General features: G+C 33.6%; 12 protein-coding genes and 1 pseudogene. 3 read left to right on the top strand and 10 right to left on the bottom strand.

From position 1 onward, the window contains the following. The first annotated feature begins 530 nt into the window (after nt 1–530). The gene (locus tag V1503_RS12705) at nt 531–1,421 is read left to right on the top strand and encodes an alpha/beta hydrolase (RefSeq protein ID WP_410627385.1); all 891 of its coding nucleotides are present in this window, start codon (nt 531–533) and stop codon (nt 1,419–1,421) included. Between the two features lie 284 nt (nt 1,422–1,705). Here the strand turns inward: V1503_RS12705 and V1503_RS12700 are convergent, their stop codons facing one another. Together V1503_RS12700 and V1503_RS12695 are read right to left on the bottom strand one after the other, a co-directional pair. Beyond that, nucleotides 1,706–2,113: a hypothetical protein gene (locus V1503_RS12700; protein WP_320257713.1), complete on the bottom strand. Its 408-nt coding sequence runs from the start codon at nt 2,111–2,113 to the stop codon at nt 1,706–1,708. 142 nt (nt 2,114–2,255) lie between these two features. Further along, nucleotides 2,256–3,191 (bottom strand): aldo/keto reductase, encoded by a 936-nt coding sequence (locus V1503_RS12695; protein ID WP_410627382.1) that lies wholly within the window; start codon nt 3,189–3,191, stop codon nt 2,256–2,258. Between the two features lie 271 nt (nt 3,192–3,462). Between V1503_RS12695 and pdxR the strand changes: the two genes are divergently transcribed. Continuing rightward, entirely contained in the window at nt 3,463–4,869 is a 1,407-nt protein-coding gene (gene pdxR, locus V1503_RS12690) for a MocR-like pyridoxine biosynthesis transcription factor PdxR (RefSeq protein ID WP_410627381.1), read from the top strand. Between the two features lie 187 nt (nt 4,870–5,056). Here pdxR and V1503_RS12685 read toward each other — a convergent pair whose 3' ends face one another. The 6 genes from V1503_RS12685 to V1503_RS12660 all read right to left on the bottom strand — a co-directional run bounded on the left by V1503_RS12685 (nt 5,057) and on the right by V1503_RS12660 (nt 13,313). Then, nucleotides 5,057–6,256, bottom strand: a complete 1,200-nt coding sequence (locus V1503_RS12685) for a hypothetical protein (protein WP_410627379.1) — start codon at nt 6,254–6,256, stop codon at nt 5,057–5,059. Between the two features lie 16 nt (nt 6,257–6,272). Further along, entirely contained in the window at nt 6,273–7,106 is an 834-nt protein-coding gene (locus V1503_RS12680) for a hypothetical protein (RefSeq protein ID WP_410627377.1), read from the bottom strand. Beyond that, complete coding sequence (locus V1503_RS12675; RefSeq protein WP_410627375.1) at nt 7,103–7,792, bottom strand: ABC transporter ATP-binding protein; 690 nt, start codon at nt 7,790–7,792, stop codon at nt 7,103–7,105. Before V1503_RS12675 ends, V1503_RS12680 begins: the two co-directional genes overlap by 4 nt. A gap of 612 nt (nt 7,793–8,404) precedes the next feature. Beyond that, a complete protein-coding gene (locus V1503_RS12670; protein ID WP_410629428.1) occupies nt 8,405–9,358 on the bottom strand; it encodes an NAD(P)-dependent alcohol dehydrogenase in 954 nt (317 codons plus the stop codon). Between the two features lie 267 nt (nt 9,359–9,625). Further along, nucleotides 9,626–10,321 carry a DUF4386 domain-containing protein gene (locus V1503_RS12665; RefSeq protein WP_410627373.1) on the bottom strand — a complete coding sequence of 232 codons (696 nt, stop codon included), beginning with the start codon at nt 10,319–10,321 and terminating at the stop codon, nt 9,626–9,628. Between the two features lie 355 nt (nt 10,322–10,676). Then, on the bottom strand, nt 10,677–13,313 hold the full coding sequence (locus V1503_RS12660) for a winged helix-turn-helix domain-containing protein (RefSeq protein WP_410627371.1): 2,637 nt from the start codon (nt 13,311–13,313) through the stop codon (nt 10,677–10,679). A 587-nt stretch (nt 13,314–13,900) separates the two neighbouring features. On the opposite strand from V1503_RS12660, the gene V1503_RS12655 reads away from it, so the two are divergent. After that, nucleotides 13,901–14,155: a hypothetical protein gene (locus V1503_RS12655; protein ID WP_214481163.1), complete on the top strand. Its 255-nt coding sequence runs from the start codon at nt 13,901–13,903 to the stop codon at nt 14,153–14,155. 868 nt (nt 14,156–15,023) lie between these two features. Here the strand turns inward: V1503_RS12655 and V1503_RS12650 are convergent. Together V1503_RS12650 and V1503_RS12645 are read right to left on the bottom strand one after the other, a co-directional pair. Then, nucleotides 15,024–15,592, bottom strand: a pseudogene (locus V1503_RS12650) (histidine phosphatase family protein). A gap of 152 nt (nt 15,593–15,744) precedes the next feature. Beyond that, nucleotides 15,745–16,620, bottom strand: coding sequence for a phosphotransferase (locus tag V1503_RS12645; protein ID WP_410627369.1), 876 nt, complete (start codon nt 16,618–16,620; stop codon nt 15,745–15,747). Nucleotides 16,621–16,625: the final 5 nt, after the last annotated feature.

Below are 16,625 nucleotides of genomic sequence, written 5' to 3'. Positions count from 1 at the left end.
TAAATCAAAATTATTTGATTAATTAATACTATATCCCACGTGAGAATATATTGCAAGTTATATATCAAAAAAAATTGATATATTTTTAATATTGAACTAATTATGTATTTTTTATCCTATAACCCAGTGATCATATCTATTTCCTTGAGTGAATCATAAATACCAATGTAATTAATTGTTCTGTTTACATATCTCCTATTGAATACTGTATTATGCACAATAATGCCTTTGTAAGTAAAGGCTGTTTTCGCATGTATAGTTGTTGTTCTTACTAATAACTATACATGGATACAACTATTGTTTCGGGGCATCTTCTCTTCTATATATGATGACAATGACATAAGACTTCTTTTTTACTTTGGTAATTTTATAAAAAACAACGTTTACGAAAAGTGTCAATGTAAAAACACATTAACAACCCTGACAAGTATATGTCAGAGTTGCTTTGCTATAATTATTTTTGAATTAGTAAGTCTACAGTAATCACTCTTAATAAAGGAATATAGAAACAGCTTAGGAGGGAAGCAAAATTGATTGAACAATTATTCACGCTAAAGAATAGGGTCAGTATCAATGTCAGATATTCAATTCCTGGAGGAGAAACGATTCTTTTTTTACATTTTAGCTCTGGGAATTCCCATATGTGGGATAGTCTTATCCCATATTTTACAAATCATTTTAATTTAATTGTTCCAGATATAAGAGGTCATGGGAAGTCAGATAGTCCAAAAGAGGGTTATCATATTGATGATATGGCAGCTGATATGAATTTGTTATTAAAAGAATTAGGGATTAAGAGGTGTCATATTGTAGGTAGCTCATTAGGTGCAGAAATTGCATTAAGCTTTGCTTCATCATATCCGGACATGGTCAAATCAATTATATGTGAAGGGGCTTTATACAATGAATTTGGACCTTATGGCTTAATAAATGATAGTGAAGAAATAAAAACAGAAACAATTGACAAAAGACGTATAGATTTAATGAATTTTACAAGACCAGCTTTCAACACAAAGGATGATTTCGTTAATGCAATGAAAAATGACTTTAAAAAGCAAGGTATATGGAACGAACATTTCTTAAATTTTGTTAAACATAATATGTCAAAAACTGAAGACGGATACTTTACTAACTGTTTTCCGCTACTTGCAAGACAGGAATATATTCAACATTATTGGGATGTTAAGTTTGAAGAATATTATAAGAAAGTTAAATGTCCTATTCTCATGTTACCGAGTGATGATGAGTGGCACAACTTAAAGGCTAGAGAAATAATGATAAAATTTTCTACATTAGTAGGAAAAAGTGAAATTAAGCATATTGAAGGGTCTAAGCACGCCTATATGTGGATGCAGTTCCCAAAGTTAATGAGCACTGTCGTTCATGATTATTTAAAAAGAAAAGTGCTATCAATAGATTAATAAGTTTTAACTTAGTTGTCAGGTAAACTAATCTCAATTTTTTCTATAGTAGAATTTCCTAACAAGCTATTTTACTTGGGCTACCATATGAGATTATTAAAAAATAAACCACCTACATCTCTAAACAAGGCTGTTCTCGCATTAATTGTTGTTTTTCGTCATAAGCTTCTTTCGTTTAGATTGTTGTTTTTCGTGCGAAGAAATATATACGTATACAACTAATATTCGGGGTATTTTGTCTTGTATAAAACGACAGTTTTATCTTCTATATTACAAAAAGAGCCTTAAACAAGCTTTGTTAATGCTATAGTAGGTGGGTATTTTGACAACACTTCTATTACATCATTTGGTGTAAGAAATACGTAATGACTAATATTAATAGTGTCGTATAAACCACCATTCTCTTCAAGAAACCAACTTAAATATTCCGAATCACCTAATTTGAATAGAGACCACTCACTATAAAATCTTTCGTCATAATTGTTATATAGTGAATATAGCATTTTAATTAATGAGCCTTCTTCAGTATTTGAATAAGACAATACACCTACATCAAATGTCATCGTTATCTCTGTCTCGTCATATTCATCAATAAATGTTAACGTCAGTCCTTCCTTATTATCTATAAGTGCCGAATTATATATCTTTGAAGGAATTCCTTCAATTGGTACCCACCTTTCCCACACTGCCATGTTACATTTCCCCTCAACCTAATATTCTTTCAATTTTGTTAAATTCACAAAATTAGTAAGCAAACATTTTCAATAATAGCTTGAATCAACAAGATAAACTATTAAAATTAAAGAGCAATATAAAGCTATCAAATAAGAACGTCTACCATGGTAACGGCTGATTTTGCAATTCCTTTTCCCAAAACCGTTGTATTTGTTTGACCATATCTATTGACATTGCCTTTTCTGTAGCTGAATTATTTTCATATAGCTGTTGAATATTTTTCGTTCCTGGAATAACCGTCGAGACTTCCTGACAAGCTAAAATATACCGTAAAGCAGTTTGCACCATCGTTGACCCATCGTTTATAAGATAACGTAGCTTAGACAATAATTTTGCTCTTGTTTCAATTTGTTCTTTCGACCAACGACTACGCACACCTTCAAATGTACTATGTGCATTATATTTACCAGAAAGCCAACCAGAATCTAGCGGGACTTTAATAATAAGGCCAACACCCTTATCTTTTGCTAATTGAAATGCTTTAGCAGGCTCCTGATGGAAGATGTTATACATGACTTCAATCACTTGACTATTTGTGCTTTCTAGTAATTCGAATAATTCAACACTTGAATCAACCGAAGCACCATATGCACGAATTTTTCCTTCTTCTTTTAAACGCTCTAGTAATTCATAATGAGGACTTTCTCCATTAAGAAATTGAAACGGAGGATTATGCAATAATATCGAATCGACGTAATCAGTATTTAGACGTTTTAAGCTTCCTTCGAGTGATTGACGTAATAAGCTCACATCAAAATTTTGAGTATTGTTCGAATGATGGCCAAATTTTGTATTAATAATCACTTGGTCTCTTTTACTAACTAATGCTTTTCCTAACAACTCTTCACTTTTTCCTAATCCATAGTTAGGTGCCGTATCAAAGAAATTACAGCCTTGATTAATAGCTTCATGAACTAGCTTAATGGCTTTGTCATCATTCATTTCTCCCCAATCTTTCCTATTTCCAAGTTGCCATGAGCCAAACCCAACTTCCGATACACGAATACCTGTATTACCTAAAGGTCTATATTTCATAACAAACTCCCCTTCTAATTTATTAAACAAGTTGTACTTCATATCATAAGTTTGAATAACATGCACAATTACAATCATTAGTTGACCATACCTTGTGTTGAATGATTCCTATGTACGTTATAAAAATACATCTTGATTATTTACATTTGTTTTCAATAAAGTTCAACTGACTCCTATCGCTTGTTATTCATATTTAACCATAGATTGATATAATTAAAAGTATCAGTTTTCATAAAATGAATGGTACCAGGAATAAATGGAGGAATTCACAGTGATTGAATTAACACCCATATTAAATACTAAGAGTGAAAAACCTATTTATATTCAATTGACTAATTATATTAAAAAAGAAATCATAGCCGGAAGTATTCGACCAAAAGAAAAACTCCCGTCTAAACGAAAGTTATCACAACATCTAGGTATTAGCCTTAACACCATTCAGGCCTCATACGATCAGTTATGTGCTGAAGGCTATGTAAGAAGCATACAAAGAAAAGGATACTTTGTAACGGATTTAGATAACAGCATATTGTTATCTCATCATCATCCTCACCCACTACAAATCAATAATAGAAAAGCAGAAAGTACAAACATTAAAGTCGATTACAACGTCGGAAGAGTAGATTTAGAAAAGTTCCCGTATACATTATGGAGAAAATTAACTATCCAGTCATTATATGAAGACCAGGGAGAACTCTTTAATTTTGGGCACCCGCAAGGAGAAATATCACTTCGAGAGCTTATCGTAAAACATCTTTTTGCATCCAGAGGCGTTAGATGTTCCGCGGACCAAGTAGTGATTGGAGCTGGCACACAGCAATTAATAAGTCAATTATGCACAATAATAGGAATAAACCATGTATTTGCATTCGAAAATCCTGGATTTAATGGAACAATGGCTGTTATAAAAAATCAAGTAAATAAGACAGCTGCAATTCCTGTTGATGAAGACGGAATTAATATGCAATCGCTAAGACAAAGCGGAGCGAGTGTTGTTTACGTTACTCCATCCCATCAGTTTCCGCTTGGAATGGTTATGCCTATTTCACGCAGGATTGATTTATTAAAATGGGCTCATGAAAACAAGGGCTATATCATTGAGGATGACTATGATGGTGAATTTCGATACAAAGGAAAACCAATTCCATCATTACAAGGTCTCGATAAGTATGACAATGTAATATATTTAGGAAGTTTTTCAAAATCGTTAATTCCATCTATTCGTATAAGCTATATGATATTACCTCCACATCTAATAGATCGGTATAAAGAGTATTTCTCTATTTATAAACAAGCAGCTTCAAGGTTACATCAAGATACATTATTTCGATTTATGAAAGAAGGGTATTGGGACAGTCACTTAAATAAAATGAGAACATTATATCGGAAGAAGCAAAATATGTTAATAACATCTATTACTAATGATTTTGGGAATCAAGTAAATATCATTGGCGAAAAATCAGGGCTACATATTATTCTAGAAGTTAGTAACGAAATGGTAGAGGAAGAGCTTGTTACTTCAGCTCTAGAGGTTGGTGTAAAAGTATATCCATTATCAACATATTACGATGAATCTACAAAGCATGAAGAGTCTAAAGTAATACTAGGTTATGGAGGCTTATCTGAAGCTGAGATTATAGAAGGTATCAAATTGTTAAAAGGTGCGTGGAAACTTTAAATACATATAAGTACATTCCCTTCTTGAACTTTGGTTGTTTTCGCTTAGTTTTCCAACTAAGAAATTACTGTTATACTCATTAATCTATTAAGGAAACTATTTTCACTTTTTAGGTTAAAACCTCTATCAACAATGTAATAAAGACAAGCAGCCCCAAATAATCCATTGTTGGAGCTGCTTTAGATCATTAACTTAAACTTTGAATACCCAATTGATCATACTTTTCACTTGTAAGTTCTCCTTTATATAATAATTCCCCTGAGGATAAATCACTAACATAAAGGGCATAACCATTGGTTGTTGGATGAAATATGTTTATTTTTCCATTTATTAATTTGTAATTAATATCATAACCAGTTTGTTCATTAAGAAAATCGAAAGTTATTTTATCGCCCCATTCTTCCTTTTCTATATCATACATAATGACTCCAAATTCATCTTCTTGTTGAGATGGAAAGAATAGCGTTGAACCAACAATTGTAGATGAATTAGAAGATATTAACATTTCATCTGGTATAGTCAATGATTTGGATTGATTTGTCTCTATGTTGTATATAACAAGTTCATTAGGATCTGAACCTGAACCATCGTCATATTGTACCGTCTCACCATTTTCACTATAAATCGTAGCATCTGCTTTCATTAAAAGATATTTTTGAGGTTCAACAGATTTTAAATCATTCATCATCGTTATGGTTGCATAGAAATTGGTTATCGTACTTGGTATAATCGGTGTAGAAAGTAGTAATTCACTATTCATGAACTCTTGCTCATCTATATCAAACGTGTAAACCGTTAAATCCTCTCCTCCATCTTTCCGCTGACCACTTGCAAAGACCTTAGCTATGCCATTAATTAATTGAACCTCTCTTACGTCTAGGAAATCATAACTTTCTTTGTTTGGTAACTTCAACTGGATTGAGGTAACTTCTTCAGATTTTTTATTAAGAATATCAATATTAAATGAAATATTGGATCGAGATTGATAATCCCAAATATCACCGACATAAACTAGTACGTTATCATCTTCATAATAGTGATTTAAGTTAATTGAATTTTTACTACGCATAAAATTGTTGTACTGTTCTCTCCATTCCAAAATAATGGGGTGTATCCAACTCTCTGACAATTGTTCAAGCAGAGACGGCGTGTTATTTCGATTAATTGTATTCTTATTTGTAATTTGCAAGTTGTGATATTCACGCGTTTCTTTTGTATAACCGCCTGCCAATATTTCTATATTTTCTACTGCATCCTCATTTCCACTTACTTTTTTCCATTCAAGTAGTTTATTTTCTGTTGCAGCTATACTAGATTGCATATAAAAAGTTCCTATTATTATTACAGTAACAATACAAAGCAAAATTGTTTTTCCAAATCGTTTCATTAGTTTTGGCCTCCTATCAAACCATAATTTTTTTCTTTAAAAGGAAATGTCCGATCAAAATACTTCCAACTAAGATAATTCCTCCAATTCCTAGATCCAAAAAAAATAGTTCCTTGAGATACAAATAATCTTTTAAAACAAGTTTATTTATTAATAAAGGAGCCAACAAAATGAAAAGACATAAACCACTATAGATAATGCCATAGAACACCCCTTTTAAATGATAAGATCGTTCAAACAAAATAACGGTAAAAGCAATAAATACAAATGTCATGCCACTTCCGTAATAAAGTAGAAATTCAGTGAAAGTTGTTGGAATTAAATTTTTTAGTAATGTGTCTTGAGTTGTAATTTCAATGAAAGTTAAATCGGTACGAAACTCATGAGGGACCATCCATTGGAAAACTTGACCTTCAATGAGTAACAATAATAACTGGAAGGCTACGAGACCTAATATTAATAGTAGAATCGTTGTCGCCTTTGCTAAATAAAGATTAATACGTGCAGTTGGTAACGCTAATAAACGATAACTAAATGTATTTTTACCGAACCAATCACGGTACCATATAAAAAACACACATAGTATTAACGTAACGATAGCAAATAATATCGGTGCCTTAAAAAATAGCGTTTCTGAAATATTTAGAAAGGACATCGTTCCATTCTCTTGCAAAAACACATCCATCGGAATGAAATTTCCATATATTTGTTCATTAGCTCGATTTACATACCTTCTTGATTGAAAAATGACCCCGACCATTTGTGAAAAGAACGTTAGCCCCATTAATACAACATATAATTTTATAAAACGATTAAACTCAAAATCAATTAACTTCATATAACGTTTCATACTATATACACCTCTCTCATCACATCGATGATTGATTTCCCATGACTCTTTCTCACTTCTTCTGTATCGAACTCTTTTAAAACTTCACCATTTTCTAGTAAAACAACTTTATCTATTAAATGATCAATATCGTTTATTTCATGTGTGGTAATGATGACGCCACGATCTTTTATTAATTCACTAGTAAACACATTTGCAATTTCTTCACGACTAAACACATCAATACCTGAAAAAGGCTCATCCATTAGGATATACTCAACATCCATCGCTAATCCTAGTAGAAGATTCATTTTTGCTGTATTTCCTTTCGATAAATCTGAGATTCTGTCAGCTTCATTTAATTTAAAGAATTGAAGCAGCTCTGTGGCACGTTGTTGATTCCAGCAATCGTAAAAATCAGCCATGAATGTAAAGGCTTCATGTATTTTCATATGTGGTAACATCGTGATTGAATCTGGAATAAAGGTGATTTTCTCATAGCTCCCTTTATGGAGCCTTTCACCATCAATGAGGATTTCACCACTATCTATAGGCATTAATCCCATAATCGATTTCATAATGGTAGTTTTACCTACACCATTAATACCAATTAAACAAGTAACCTCCCCTTTTTTAGCAGTAAAAGACACATCCTTTAATACACGCTTTCTACCATATTTTTTTATGACATTTTTCACTTCAATCATAAGGATACCTCCAATTCATTTTCTCTTATAACAGACCCATGTTATATTTAGGACCTAGATGTCTCTATTGTAGGAAGGTTGATACATTCTTTTTAAATTTCTATATTGCAAAAATATCAACCGACCATTTATTTGATACTAATATTACTAAGTGATTCTTAAGAACCCCGATACATAATAGTGAAGAATTTCTTAAGTCTTTACTAATAATTAGTTATTAGCATTCATTACTTGGCATTTTAAGGGCTGTGAAACAAGGTGAAATAGTAGAAGAAGAAAACGATATTGCTAAAACGAGTAGCTCGATCAACAATAGCTATGTAATATACGTGCTCCAAGTCATAAAAATGACGCCTTCTTTTGGAAAGAGGCGCCATTTTAATAAATTATCCTTATTTTTCTCTTTAAATCAACTAACAAATTTTTTATCAATATATACTTGTCATTGTCTTTTTCACTTAAAGTAGCATGTTCATATTTATTCCTGATAATTTTTCAACTGGCTTTTAAAACAGTGCGGTAAGTCAAATTTGAATTAGCTGCTATAAAGGGTCAGTTCTAGCTTAAGTTATTGGGGTAGTATGGTTATTAAACATCCTTATTCGCAAAATATTATACAGTTATGACTACATTCCCCTTTTTGTGACCTTGATCTACGTATTTATGTGCTTCAACAATCTCTTCTAATGGATAATTTCTGTCTATGACTGCCTTAACATGTCCTGCTTCAATTAACTCGTTGAGTTTAATAAGATACTGTGGATGTATCTTTAAAAATCCATCATCTACTGACACGTATTTTCCATTATTACTAAGTGCTGTTTCACATTGCCTTTTTAATCTCGAGCTTTTGTTTTTTCCAACAGCATCAAGGATAAAATCATAAAGTTCTAATTGATTTAATGAATCCTCTTTAGTGTAATCAATTACTTTGTCTGCACCTAGAGATTTCACTAATTCTCTATTTGTTGAGCTACATACCGCAGTGACTTCAGCACCTAATTGTTTTGCTAGTTGCACCGCAGTCGTCCCTATTGCTCCCGAAGCGCCATAAATAAGCACTTTCTTTCCATCTTGGATATCACCATCTTGCATAAAATGCATTGCCAGAGCACCACCATAAACTATCGCTGCCGCTTCTTTATGACTTATATTTTTAGGTTTTAGCGCCAATTCCCCTTGCTCAATTTCTTTCTCAGATACACATTTGTACTCAGCATATGTCCCACGGCTATTACCTGTAAATCCATATACTTGGTCACCTTTGTTGAATAGATCAACATCGTTACCTACTGATTCTACGACCCCTGAGAATACGAGTCCGATTATAGGATTTCTTGGTTTTGAAAACCCAAGAAATATTCTCATCATCAGTTCCATGATTTGCTTTTTAGGAAAGCTAGGGTTGCCAGGCATGTTAAAACCTCTAATTACACAATCACTTGCAGTTACTGCAGTTGCGTGTATTTTCACGAGTACTTCATTGTTTTTTGGAATGGGTTTTTCCACTTCTTTAAGCTGAAGGACTTCAGGTGGACCGTATTTAATGCATGTAATCGCTTTTATTGATATCTCCTCCTTATAATTATCATAACTGCTTATCAACCTAGTTCTTCCGTTCAGATAATGCTTTTTGTACTAGGTTGTTTTCGTACTAAAAAAATATACACATCGGTATCTTCAAAAATCATATAGTACATCTCAGTTACTCGAGTTTTAGTGAAAGAGCAACAAATTTCTAAAAGAAGCTTATTTAAAGCAATTGGGTCTAAATTATCTCACGTCGAGCTTTTCATATATTACCTATCGTGCGTTTGAAATGATAATTAGCATTTATTTGCCGTGCTTAGCAGTCAGCAACTCATCAAGTGCCACTAGGTTGAATCCCTTAATAATCAACCAAAGTGCCATTATCATCTCTTGCACACCCAACGGAGCATACAACATTTCTAAATTAAGATTTAGCCCAAATAACTTTAATAAATCGACAGCCAGATAGATAACCGCTCCGATCAAACCCCAGACGGACAACCAACGAGGGATAAGTTTGGTGAGATAGAAAAGGGTGTACAGCAGCATTGCCCCGATGATAAAAACAATAGTCGTAACGGGACTCATAATGTCATTTGCCTGAAACAGGACATTACCAATTACCTGTAAAGATGCCTCCTCTGCTCCAGCCGCTGTGAATTCTTTACTGAACACGCCTAACAATAGCCAACTGACTACCGCTAGGATATATACACTTCCTTCTAGTGGTCCTCGGAATACGACCATCCCTAGTGCCAGGGCTTCATTCTTTTTTTTGAAAAGTGGGTATAAGAACACAGGCATCGCCGCTAAAGAAAGCCCCATCATGAGAATAAAAAATGCGCCTAGGTTAAGCTGATAAGGATTGGCAGCAATTTTGCTTAAAAAATCCTCCCCAGTAAATAGATTCCTGGTAACTAACTTACTCAAAATTCCTGATGCCGTTCCGATGATGTAGAGGACACCCACGATCACTGCAGTCATTCTGTATGGTTTCATTATGTTGTTCTCCTTTCATCTTTTGTTAAATTAGCGAATAATTTTACCTACTCATTTAACGACTCGAGAGAATACAAGACCGACCACCGGCTGTCTAGGTTATGAAAAACCTACAAATAGCCTTTTCATTAGTTCTATTAGTTCCTTTTTGTGAACTGAGGTTGGCAGTTTACAATATTTCCATATCTTCCTCAATTATGATGTTATATTCCTTATGAACATTTTCAGTTATTTAAAGCAGAGTCTCAGAAGCCTGTATTTTATTTTACTTCCATTTTTTTAAAATCCATAGACACTTTAGTGTTGTTTTTCAATATGTAGGTGTAAGATATTTAAGCGACAAACGAATAAGATTCTACAGCAACCCCATCTCACGTGCTTTGGCTACAGCCTCAGTGCGCCTTCTAACCTGAAGCTTTTCAAAAATCCTTCGATTATGTCCTTTCACAGTGTCTAATGCAATAAATAGTTTTTTACTAATTTCTTTGTTTGAAAACCCCTGACCTATTAGCTGTAAAACCTCAAGCTCACGTTCGCTTAAAGCATCAAATAGGAGCTGGGGTTGAGTCATATTTTGTTGTGCTACATAATCAAGTTTGAATGCTTGTAGTAAAAGGTCTATATACTCTGGCATAATCCCATTAGCATATGCTTTAATCAATAATTGTTCCATATGCTCCCCTTCATCAAGGAAAGTTCGAACAAAGCGACCAGAGCTTGCTTCTAATAGATGGTCTGTTAACAATTGTAATGCTTCGTCTGTTTCACCATCTAAATAAGAAACTACTGCCTGTAAAACCTTCAACTTCAACATTTTTTCTCTCATGCCATTTTGCTTTACCTCTTGGTAGTAAGTGTGTAACTCATGCTGGGCTTTAGCGGTGTCTCCTTGAGAAAGATATACTCTTGCCTGACTATGGGGGAGTTTGTATGTTTCAGCTAATTTACGTGCAGCATGAACCTTTCCCTGATTTAACAATAAAAGTACCTCTGTCTCACTGACTTCTGACATCCGATCTTCTAAGTCATACTGAAAAGCAAACTGTTTTATTTCATTTAAGATGCTAGTTGCGCTCTCAAGATCCTTTTTCGCAAGCAATGTTTGGACATATAGAAGGTTACACGTAATGATTTGATTGTAATTTTCTATATATTTCGCTAGTTGTTTACTTTTCTCTATATATTCAATGGCTACATCTAAATCGTTCCATTCGTAATAAATACGGGCTAAACCAATATATACAGGATACAAATATGATGACGGCGTTTCATCCTTCATTTTTAGAGCTTGCTCGTATGTTTTACATGCTTGCATGAGCAGGTTTTCTTTTACTTGTAAGTTCCCTAGCGCGATTGTGGATAATATTTCAATTATTCTATTTCCAGACGCATTACTAGTAGCAATAGCTTCTGAATATGCTTGTTTCGCTTTGGTATTGTCACCTTGTAGTTCATAGGCTATACCTAGCTTCCAAGTAGTTGCAGTTCGCACCGCTAAATTACTTGGGCTTAGATTCTCTAGTGCAATAAGAGACTCGGAAATAATCACGTCCACATTATTTTGGGCTGTAGCTAGCAGCGCACGTATGGCAGCAATATGCCCTATAAGGTTCCGAGTTTTCATATTTTTCTCAAGTCCATGCAAGGCCCTTTCAGCAGCGAGTAATTTAGGCTCAACCTCGTTATATCGAGCAGACATAGAGAGAACTGAAGCATATATAACCCATAATGTAGGATGAGCATCCAATGTGTCTGTTGTTAATGTTTCAAGCCATTTCATTACAGGGACAACAGCTCCACGAAAGTGAAGAGGGATCCCATTCCCCAACAATATACGTTCAGCTCTTTCTACATCACCAGCAGCTGTAGCATGCTGAAATGCCTCAATCTCGTAGTTGTTTTTTTCATACCAAATACTTGCGCGTATATGTAATTGCGCAATATCTATACCACTGCTCACTAAGGTATCATCACTGCTATGCAACAATTTTTGTTTTAACAACTCTGCAAAAAGGTGGTGATACCGATACCAGCGACGCTCATTATCCAAAGGAATAATAAACAGATTCGATTTTTCTATAAACTCAAGTGATTGCTGCCCTTTAAGAAATGTATCTTGCATTATTGCATCACATAATGAGCCACATAAACGATCTAAAATTGATGTTTGCAATAAAAAATTCTGGATATATACTGACTGTTGTTTAAGAACCTCTTCTACTAAATAGTCAACTATGAAAGAGTGATTTCCTGTAAATGATTTTATAAAGCTTGATGGGTCATCATGTCCGCCCATGGAAATCCCAGCCAATTGAAGGCCAGTAATCCATCCCTCCGTTTTCGTTAATAGGTTATCGATATTGTTTTTTGACAGCTTCAAATTCATCACTTGATTTAGGAAGCTAGCAGCTTCAGAGCTAGTAAAGCGTAAGTCTGAGTTGCGTATTTCCGTCAGCTGATCTCTTGCTCGTAAACGTGCCAAAGGAAGTTTAGGGTCTTCACGAGTTGTAATTACCATATGCATCTGTGGAGGCATGTTTTCTAAAAAGAATGTCATGACATCGTTTATAGGTTGTGTATGAACCGTATGATAGTCATCAAGTACGAGAATAAAATTATATGGAATTGAAGTGATTTCATTGAGAAGAGAAGTTAAGATATCCTCCAATTTGGGTGGCTGGGGAGATCCGAGTAAACTCAAAAGTTCATCACCTAGATCTTCCTCTATTGTCTGTATTGCCGCAATAATATAAGAGAGAAAAGAGTGAGGATTATTATCGCCCTCTTCTAACGACAGCCAAGCTACAGCACAATTACAGTTGGCAAGCCATTCGCTCACTAATGTCGTTTTCCCAAAACCTGCATGAGCTGATATGAGAGTCAAATGCCGATACATCCCATCGTTTAGCTGCTTAATTAAACGGTCTCGTATAACTAACTCTCGCCTCATTATTGGGATATTGAGTTTCGTAGATAAGATGGAATTAGTCATTATTAACTCCCTTCTATTATCACACTTTTTTTAGATTTTACCTTCCCAAGCCGTTAAACATAGTAGTGAAAATCTTATAAGCAAATCAAGCTTAAATATCTGTTAATCATATGGAGACTCTACTATATATGATCCTGGGGAAACACCTTTTCTATATCGACAACTTATTAACATGGCTATATTCGGTTGTTTATTTTACTAAGTTATAAACATATACACACTAAAATTTGTGGTATCTTTTATTTTCTAAATAAAACGATGACAAACGTTAAAACCGCATGTTTCGATTCAAATTGGTAACAATAGCATGATCCATTGGTCGTGCTCCTGGCTCCCCGCTTATTCATTTCTAGAACAAGAACTTATCGACTCAATAATCATTATGGATTAATGTTAGCTGTCACATAAGCCGTGAAAAATATAGGTTTAGAAATCTTAAGAAATTCTTCATATATATATTAATAATTATCTAGTATTATTAGTAGCTAGAGCTATTAATGAAAAATTAAGGTCGTATAACCTGTATGCTAATGATAAGATAAAGAACAAATTTTTATAAGAATATTGTAAAGGGGTAGAAAAAAATAATGTTGGTACAAAGTTTATTCTTTATTGGAGTACCCTTTTTCATTGTTGTTTTCGCTTGGTGGATAACTAAAGAATTACCTTCTAAAAATCGTTCCATGCCTGGGAAGATACTAATTGGTATTGGAATCATATTATTTATTGTTGCAGAAATTCAAAGTTGGAGTTGGCCATTATCTCTTGCTATACTTCTCCCTATTTCAATATTTATAATAGGTGGAATAGTAATACTAGTCATTGTTTTATTAAAAAGCTAAAATATATCATCATACTTTCAACAATCATTATGACCTCATATGTAAATAGTAAAAATTCACTCAGCACAGACTCAATTCTGGCCGTAGCATTTTTTCTTCATTAACAATAGTAGTAAGGCAACATTTAGGGGTCAAACCTCTATGTTTACGGGTCAAATCCTCTGTTATATCGGTCAAATCACTATGTTTACGGGTCAAATCCTCTGTTATATCGGTCAAACCTCTATATTCCCTATATCGTATTAAGTTGGATCATCATATTCAGACAAGCTCCAATATATGGTCAATATAGTATTCTCCCCTATAGTAATAATCTTAATATTCCAACAATTAATTTTATCATAATTTACAAACTATGATAACTCTTAACCTAATCACCGTAGAAAAAGAGATGTTACTTTGAAGAGAACTGGAGAAATTATTATTTCAGAGATAGCATCCATCTTAAGTTCATTAATAGCTATTATGAGCCGGAATGAAAAAAAGCAAAGAATTTTTAAGTAAATTGGAGGATGAACTAGCTTTAGATTATCCGATGTGGCAGTAACCAATATAACTGATTTAATTGAATGAAAGGCTAGTACAGTATGGCTCGTTATGGTATCGTGTTTTATTAGTCTGATGATAGATTCAATTGCGGACTTTAGCCTGAAAGGAAATCTTTATTGTAAAGTTTCACTCATTTAAAGAAAAGATATTTATTATAGCGAGTGAAATATCCTATCCTCAACAACTATGCTAATCTTCTACATTGATGCTCTTTTAACGACACTCAGTTAACATATCCCAATTTGAAATACCCCTTTAGATATCAATATCTAGAAGGGGTAAACTCGATTTGTACATACCACCCTACTCCATCTTAATGTTATGTACTCCATAATCTTGTTACATCTACTAATGTTTGATCATTAAATTCCATTTTGTATACATCTGGTTTAGAGGTATTTAACAAAAAATTCAAATCGTACTTATCGTCATAATACTCCACATCAAAGCCATTACTGCTCCATGAGTACCTAATGCTATTTTTTGTCCTTTGTACTCTTTCAATAATTTATTCAAGACCTTTATAGCTCGATGTTGACAAAGTGAATTAGACTCCCCTCCCGGTAAAGCAAAATCAGGATTTGAGTATGACTTATTCAATAGAGGGAATAATTCCTCATCAGATATTCTCTCGTTTCCATTAATGAAGATCCTTTCTTTAAGATCTTCAAATACTATTACTTTTTGTCCCGAGCGCTGAGCTAATTCCTCTATCGTTAAAATTGCTCGTTGATATGGACTTGAAACGAAAACCCCGATCCCCTCTCCCTGTAATAATTCCGTTATTCGACAAGAATCTAATTTACCTTTTTCCGTTAATCCTCTTGTTCTTTCATTCCCATCCTTTGGTGACTCCCCGTGTCTTACCATGTAAATATATGTATACATATATAGCCCTCCATGTTTCCAATATTAGTATGAAATCTTCAAATGTAATTTTGTATACTGAGTGATATATTAGTAGCTTTGAAGAGCGGTTAACTAACAGGGTATTTTTTTGCCCTATTGTTCATATGATTAATTCTAATATTATTTTTCCTTCATGATATTTCTATGAATACGTCACTATATATTTCTTGCATCTTTAAGAAATAATCACAATAAGGGGACATTTTATTTTGCGCAAAAGCTGTTAAAGCTCCCCTAATAAACCAAAGTTGGACATATTCACTTAATTGTTTTATATCAATGTAATCATATTTCATATATTCCATTGAAAAACTCTTTATATACGATTTTAAATCTTTTGAACAGGTTGCACGAGGAGCTTGGGAGGTTACCAGCGCTGCAATATCAAAGTAATGATTACCTCTTCTTGATTCACTAAAATCAATAAAAAAGTATTTATTAGTATTATCATTATATATTGTATTCCAACTACCTAAATCTCCATGAATCCACGAGCTATCATCTTGTTCTAAATGGCTCAAGCGATTTAACATCGTATCCATGTTAAATGTCACTACTTCCTGTTTCACGTTATACCATTCATCTCGTAGGTTATTCCAAGTTGTAGTTAAGTTAAATCTGTCATTTCTTTTTCCTGCCCACTCAAAATCTAATAGAGCTTTCCTTAACAAAACAAGTTTCTGTGTCCATTGTTGTATAGTTGGTTTCACTGAACTTGGTGAACAATAAGATTGTAGATGGTAGACCTCCCCATGTAGATTAATCCATGCTTTTCCATCAATTGTTTGAAGAATATTAGGGACAATTGCAACATTAGAGCGAGACTGTATATGCGAATGCAACTCGTACTCAAAGCATGCTTCTTCAATTGATAAAAGCGATCTTAAAATATACTTTCCGTTCTCTGTTTCTATTAGGAAAGTTTTTGATGTATTACCTGACGTTAATTCCCTTATATGCTGAATACCTTCTAATTGATATTCTTGTTGTAATTTTTTCTTGTCCATCAATA

The sequence above is a fragment of the Nanhaiella sioensis genome, from assembly GCF_046557775.1.
GTDB classification, from domain to species: domain Bacteria; phylum Bacillota; class Bacilli; order Bacillales; family SM2101; genus Nanhaiella; species Nanhaiella sioensis.
Note: the sequence above shows the minus strand (reverse complement) of the source record. Positions and strands in the feature narration are given on the sequence as shown.

What these genes read in the sequence shown, in the direction of transcription:
- V1503_RS12700 (WP_320257713.1), bottom strand. Translation starts at nt 2,113, where the DNA reads ATGGCAGTGTGGGAAAGGTGGGTACCAATTGAAGGAATTCCTTCAAAG.
- V1503_RS12695 (WP_410627382.1), bottom strand. Translation starts at nt 3,191, where the DNA reads ATGAAATATAGACCTTTAGGTAATACAGGTATTCGTGTATCGGAAGTT.
- V1503_RS12685 (WP_410627379.1), bottom strand. Translation starts at nt 6,256, where the DNA reads ATGAAACGATTTGGAAAAACAATTTTGCTTTGTATTGTTACTGTAATA.
- V1503_RS12680 (WP_410627377.1), bottom strand. Translation starts at nt 7,106, where the DNA reads ATGAAACGTTATATGAAGTTAATTGATTTTGAGTTTAATCGTTTTATA.
- V1503_RS12675 (WP_410627375.1), bottom strand. Translation starts at nt 7,792, where the DNA reads ATGATTGAAGTGAAAAATGTCATAAAAAAATATGGTAGAAAGCGTGTA.
- V1503_RS12665 (WP_410627373.1), bottom strand. Translation starts at nt 10,321, where the DNA reads ATGAAACCATACAGAATGACTGCAGTGATCGTGGGTGTCCTCTACATC.
- V1503_RS12660 (WP_410627371.1), bottom strand. Translation starts at nt 13,313, where the DNA reads ATGACTAATTCCATCTTATCTACGAAACTCAATATCCCAATAATGAGG.
- V1503_RS12655 (WP_214481163.1), top strand. Translation starts at nt 13,901, where the DNA reads ATGTTGGTACAAAGTTTATTCTTTATTGGAGTACCCTTTTTCATTGTT.
- V1503_RS12645 (WP_410627369.1), bottom strand. Translation starts at nt 16,620, where the DNA reads ATGGACAAGAAAAAATTACAACAAGAATATCAATTAGAAGGTATTCAG.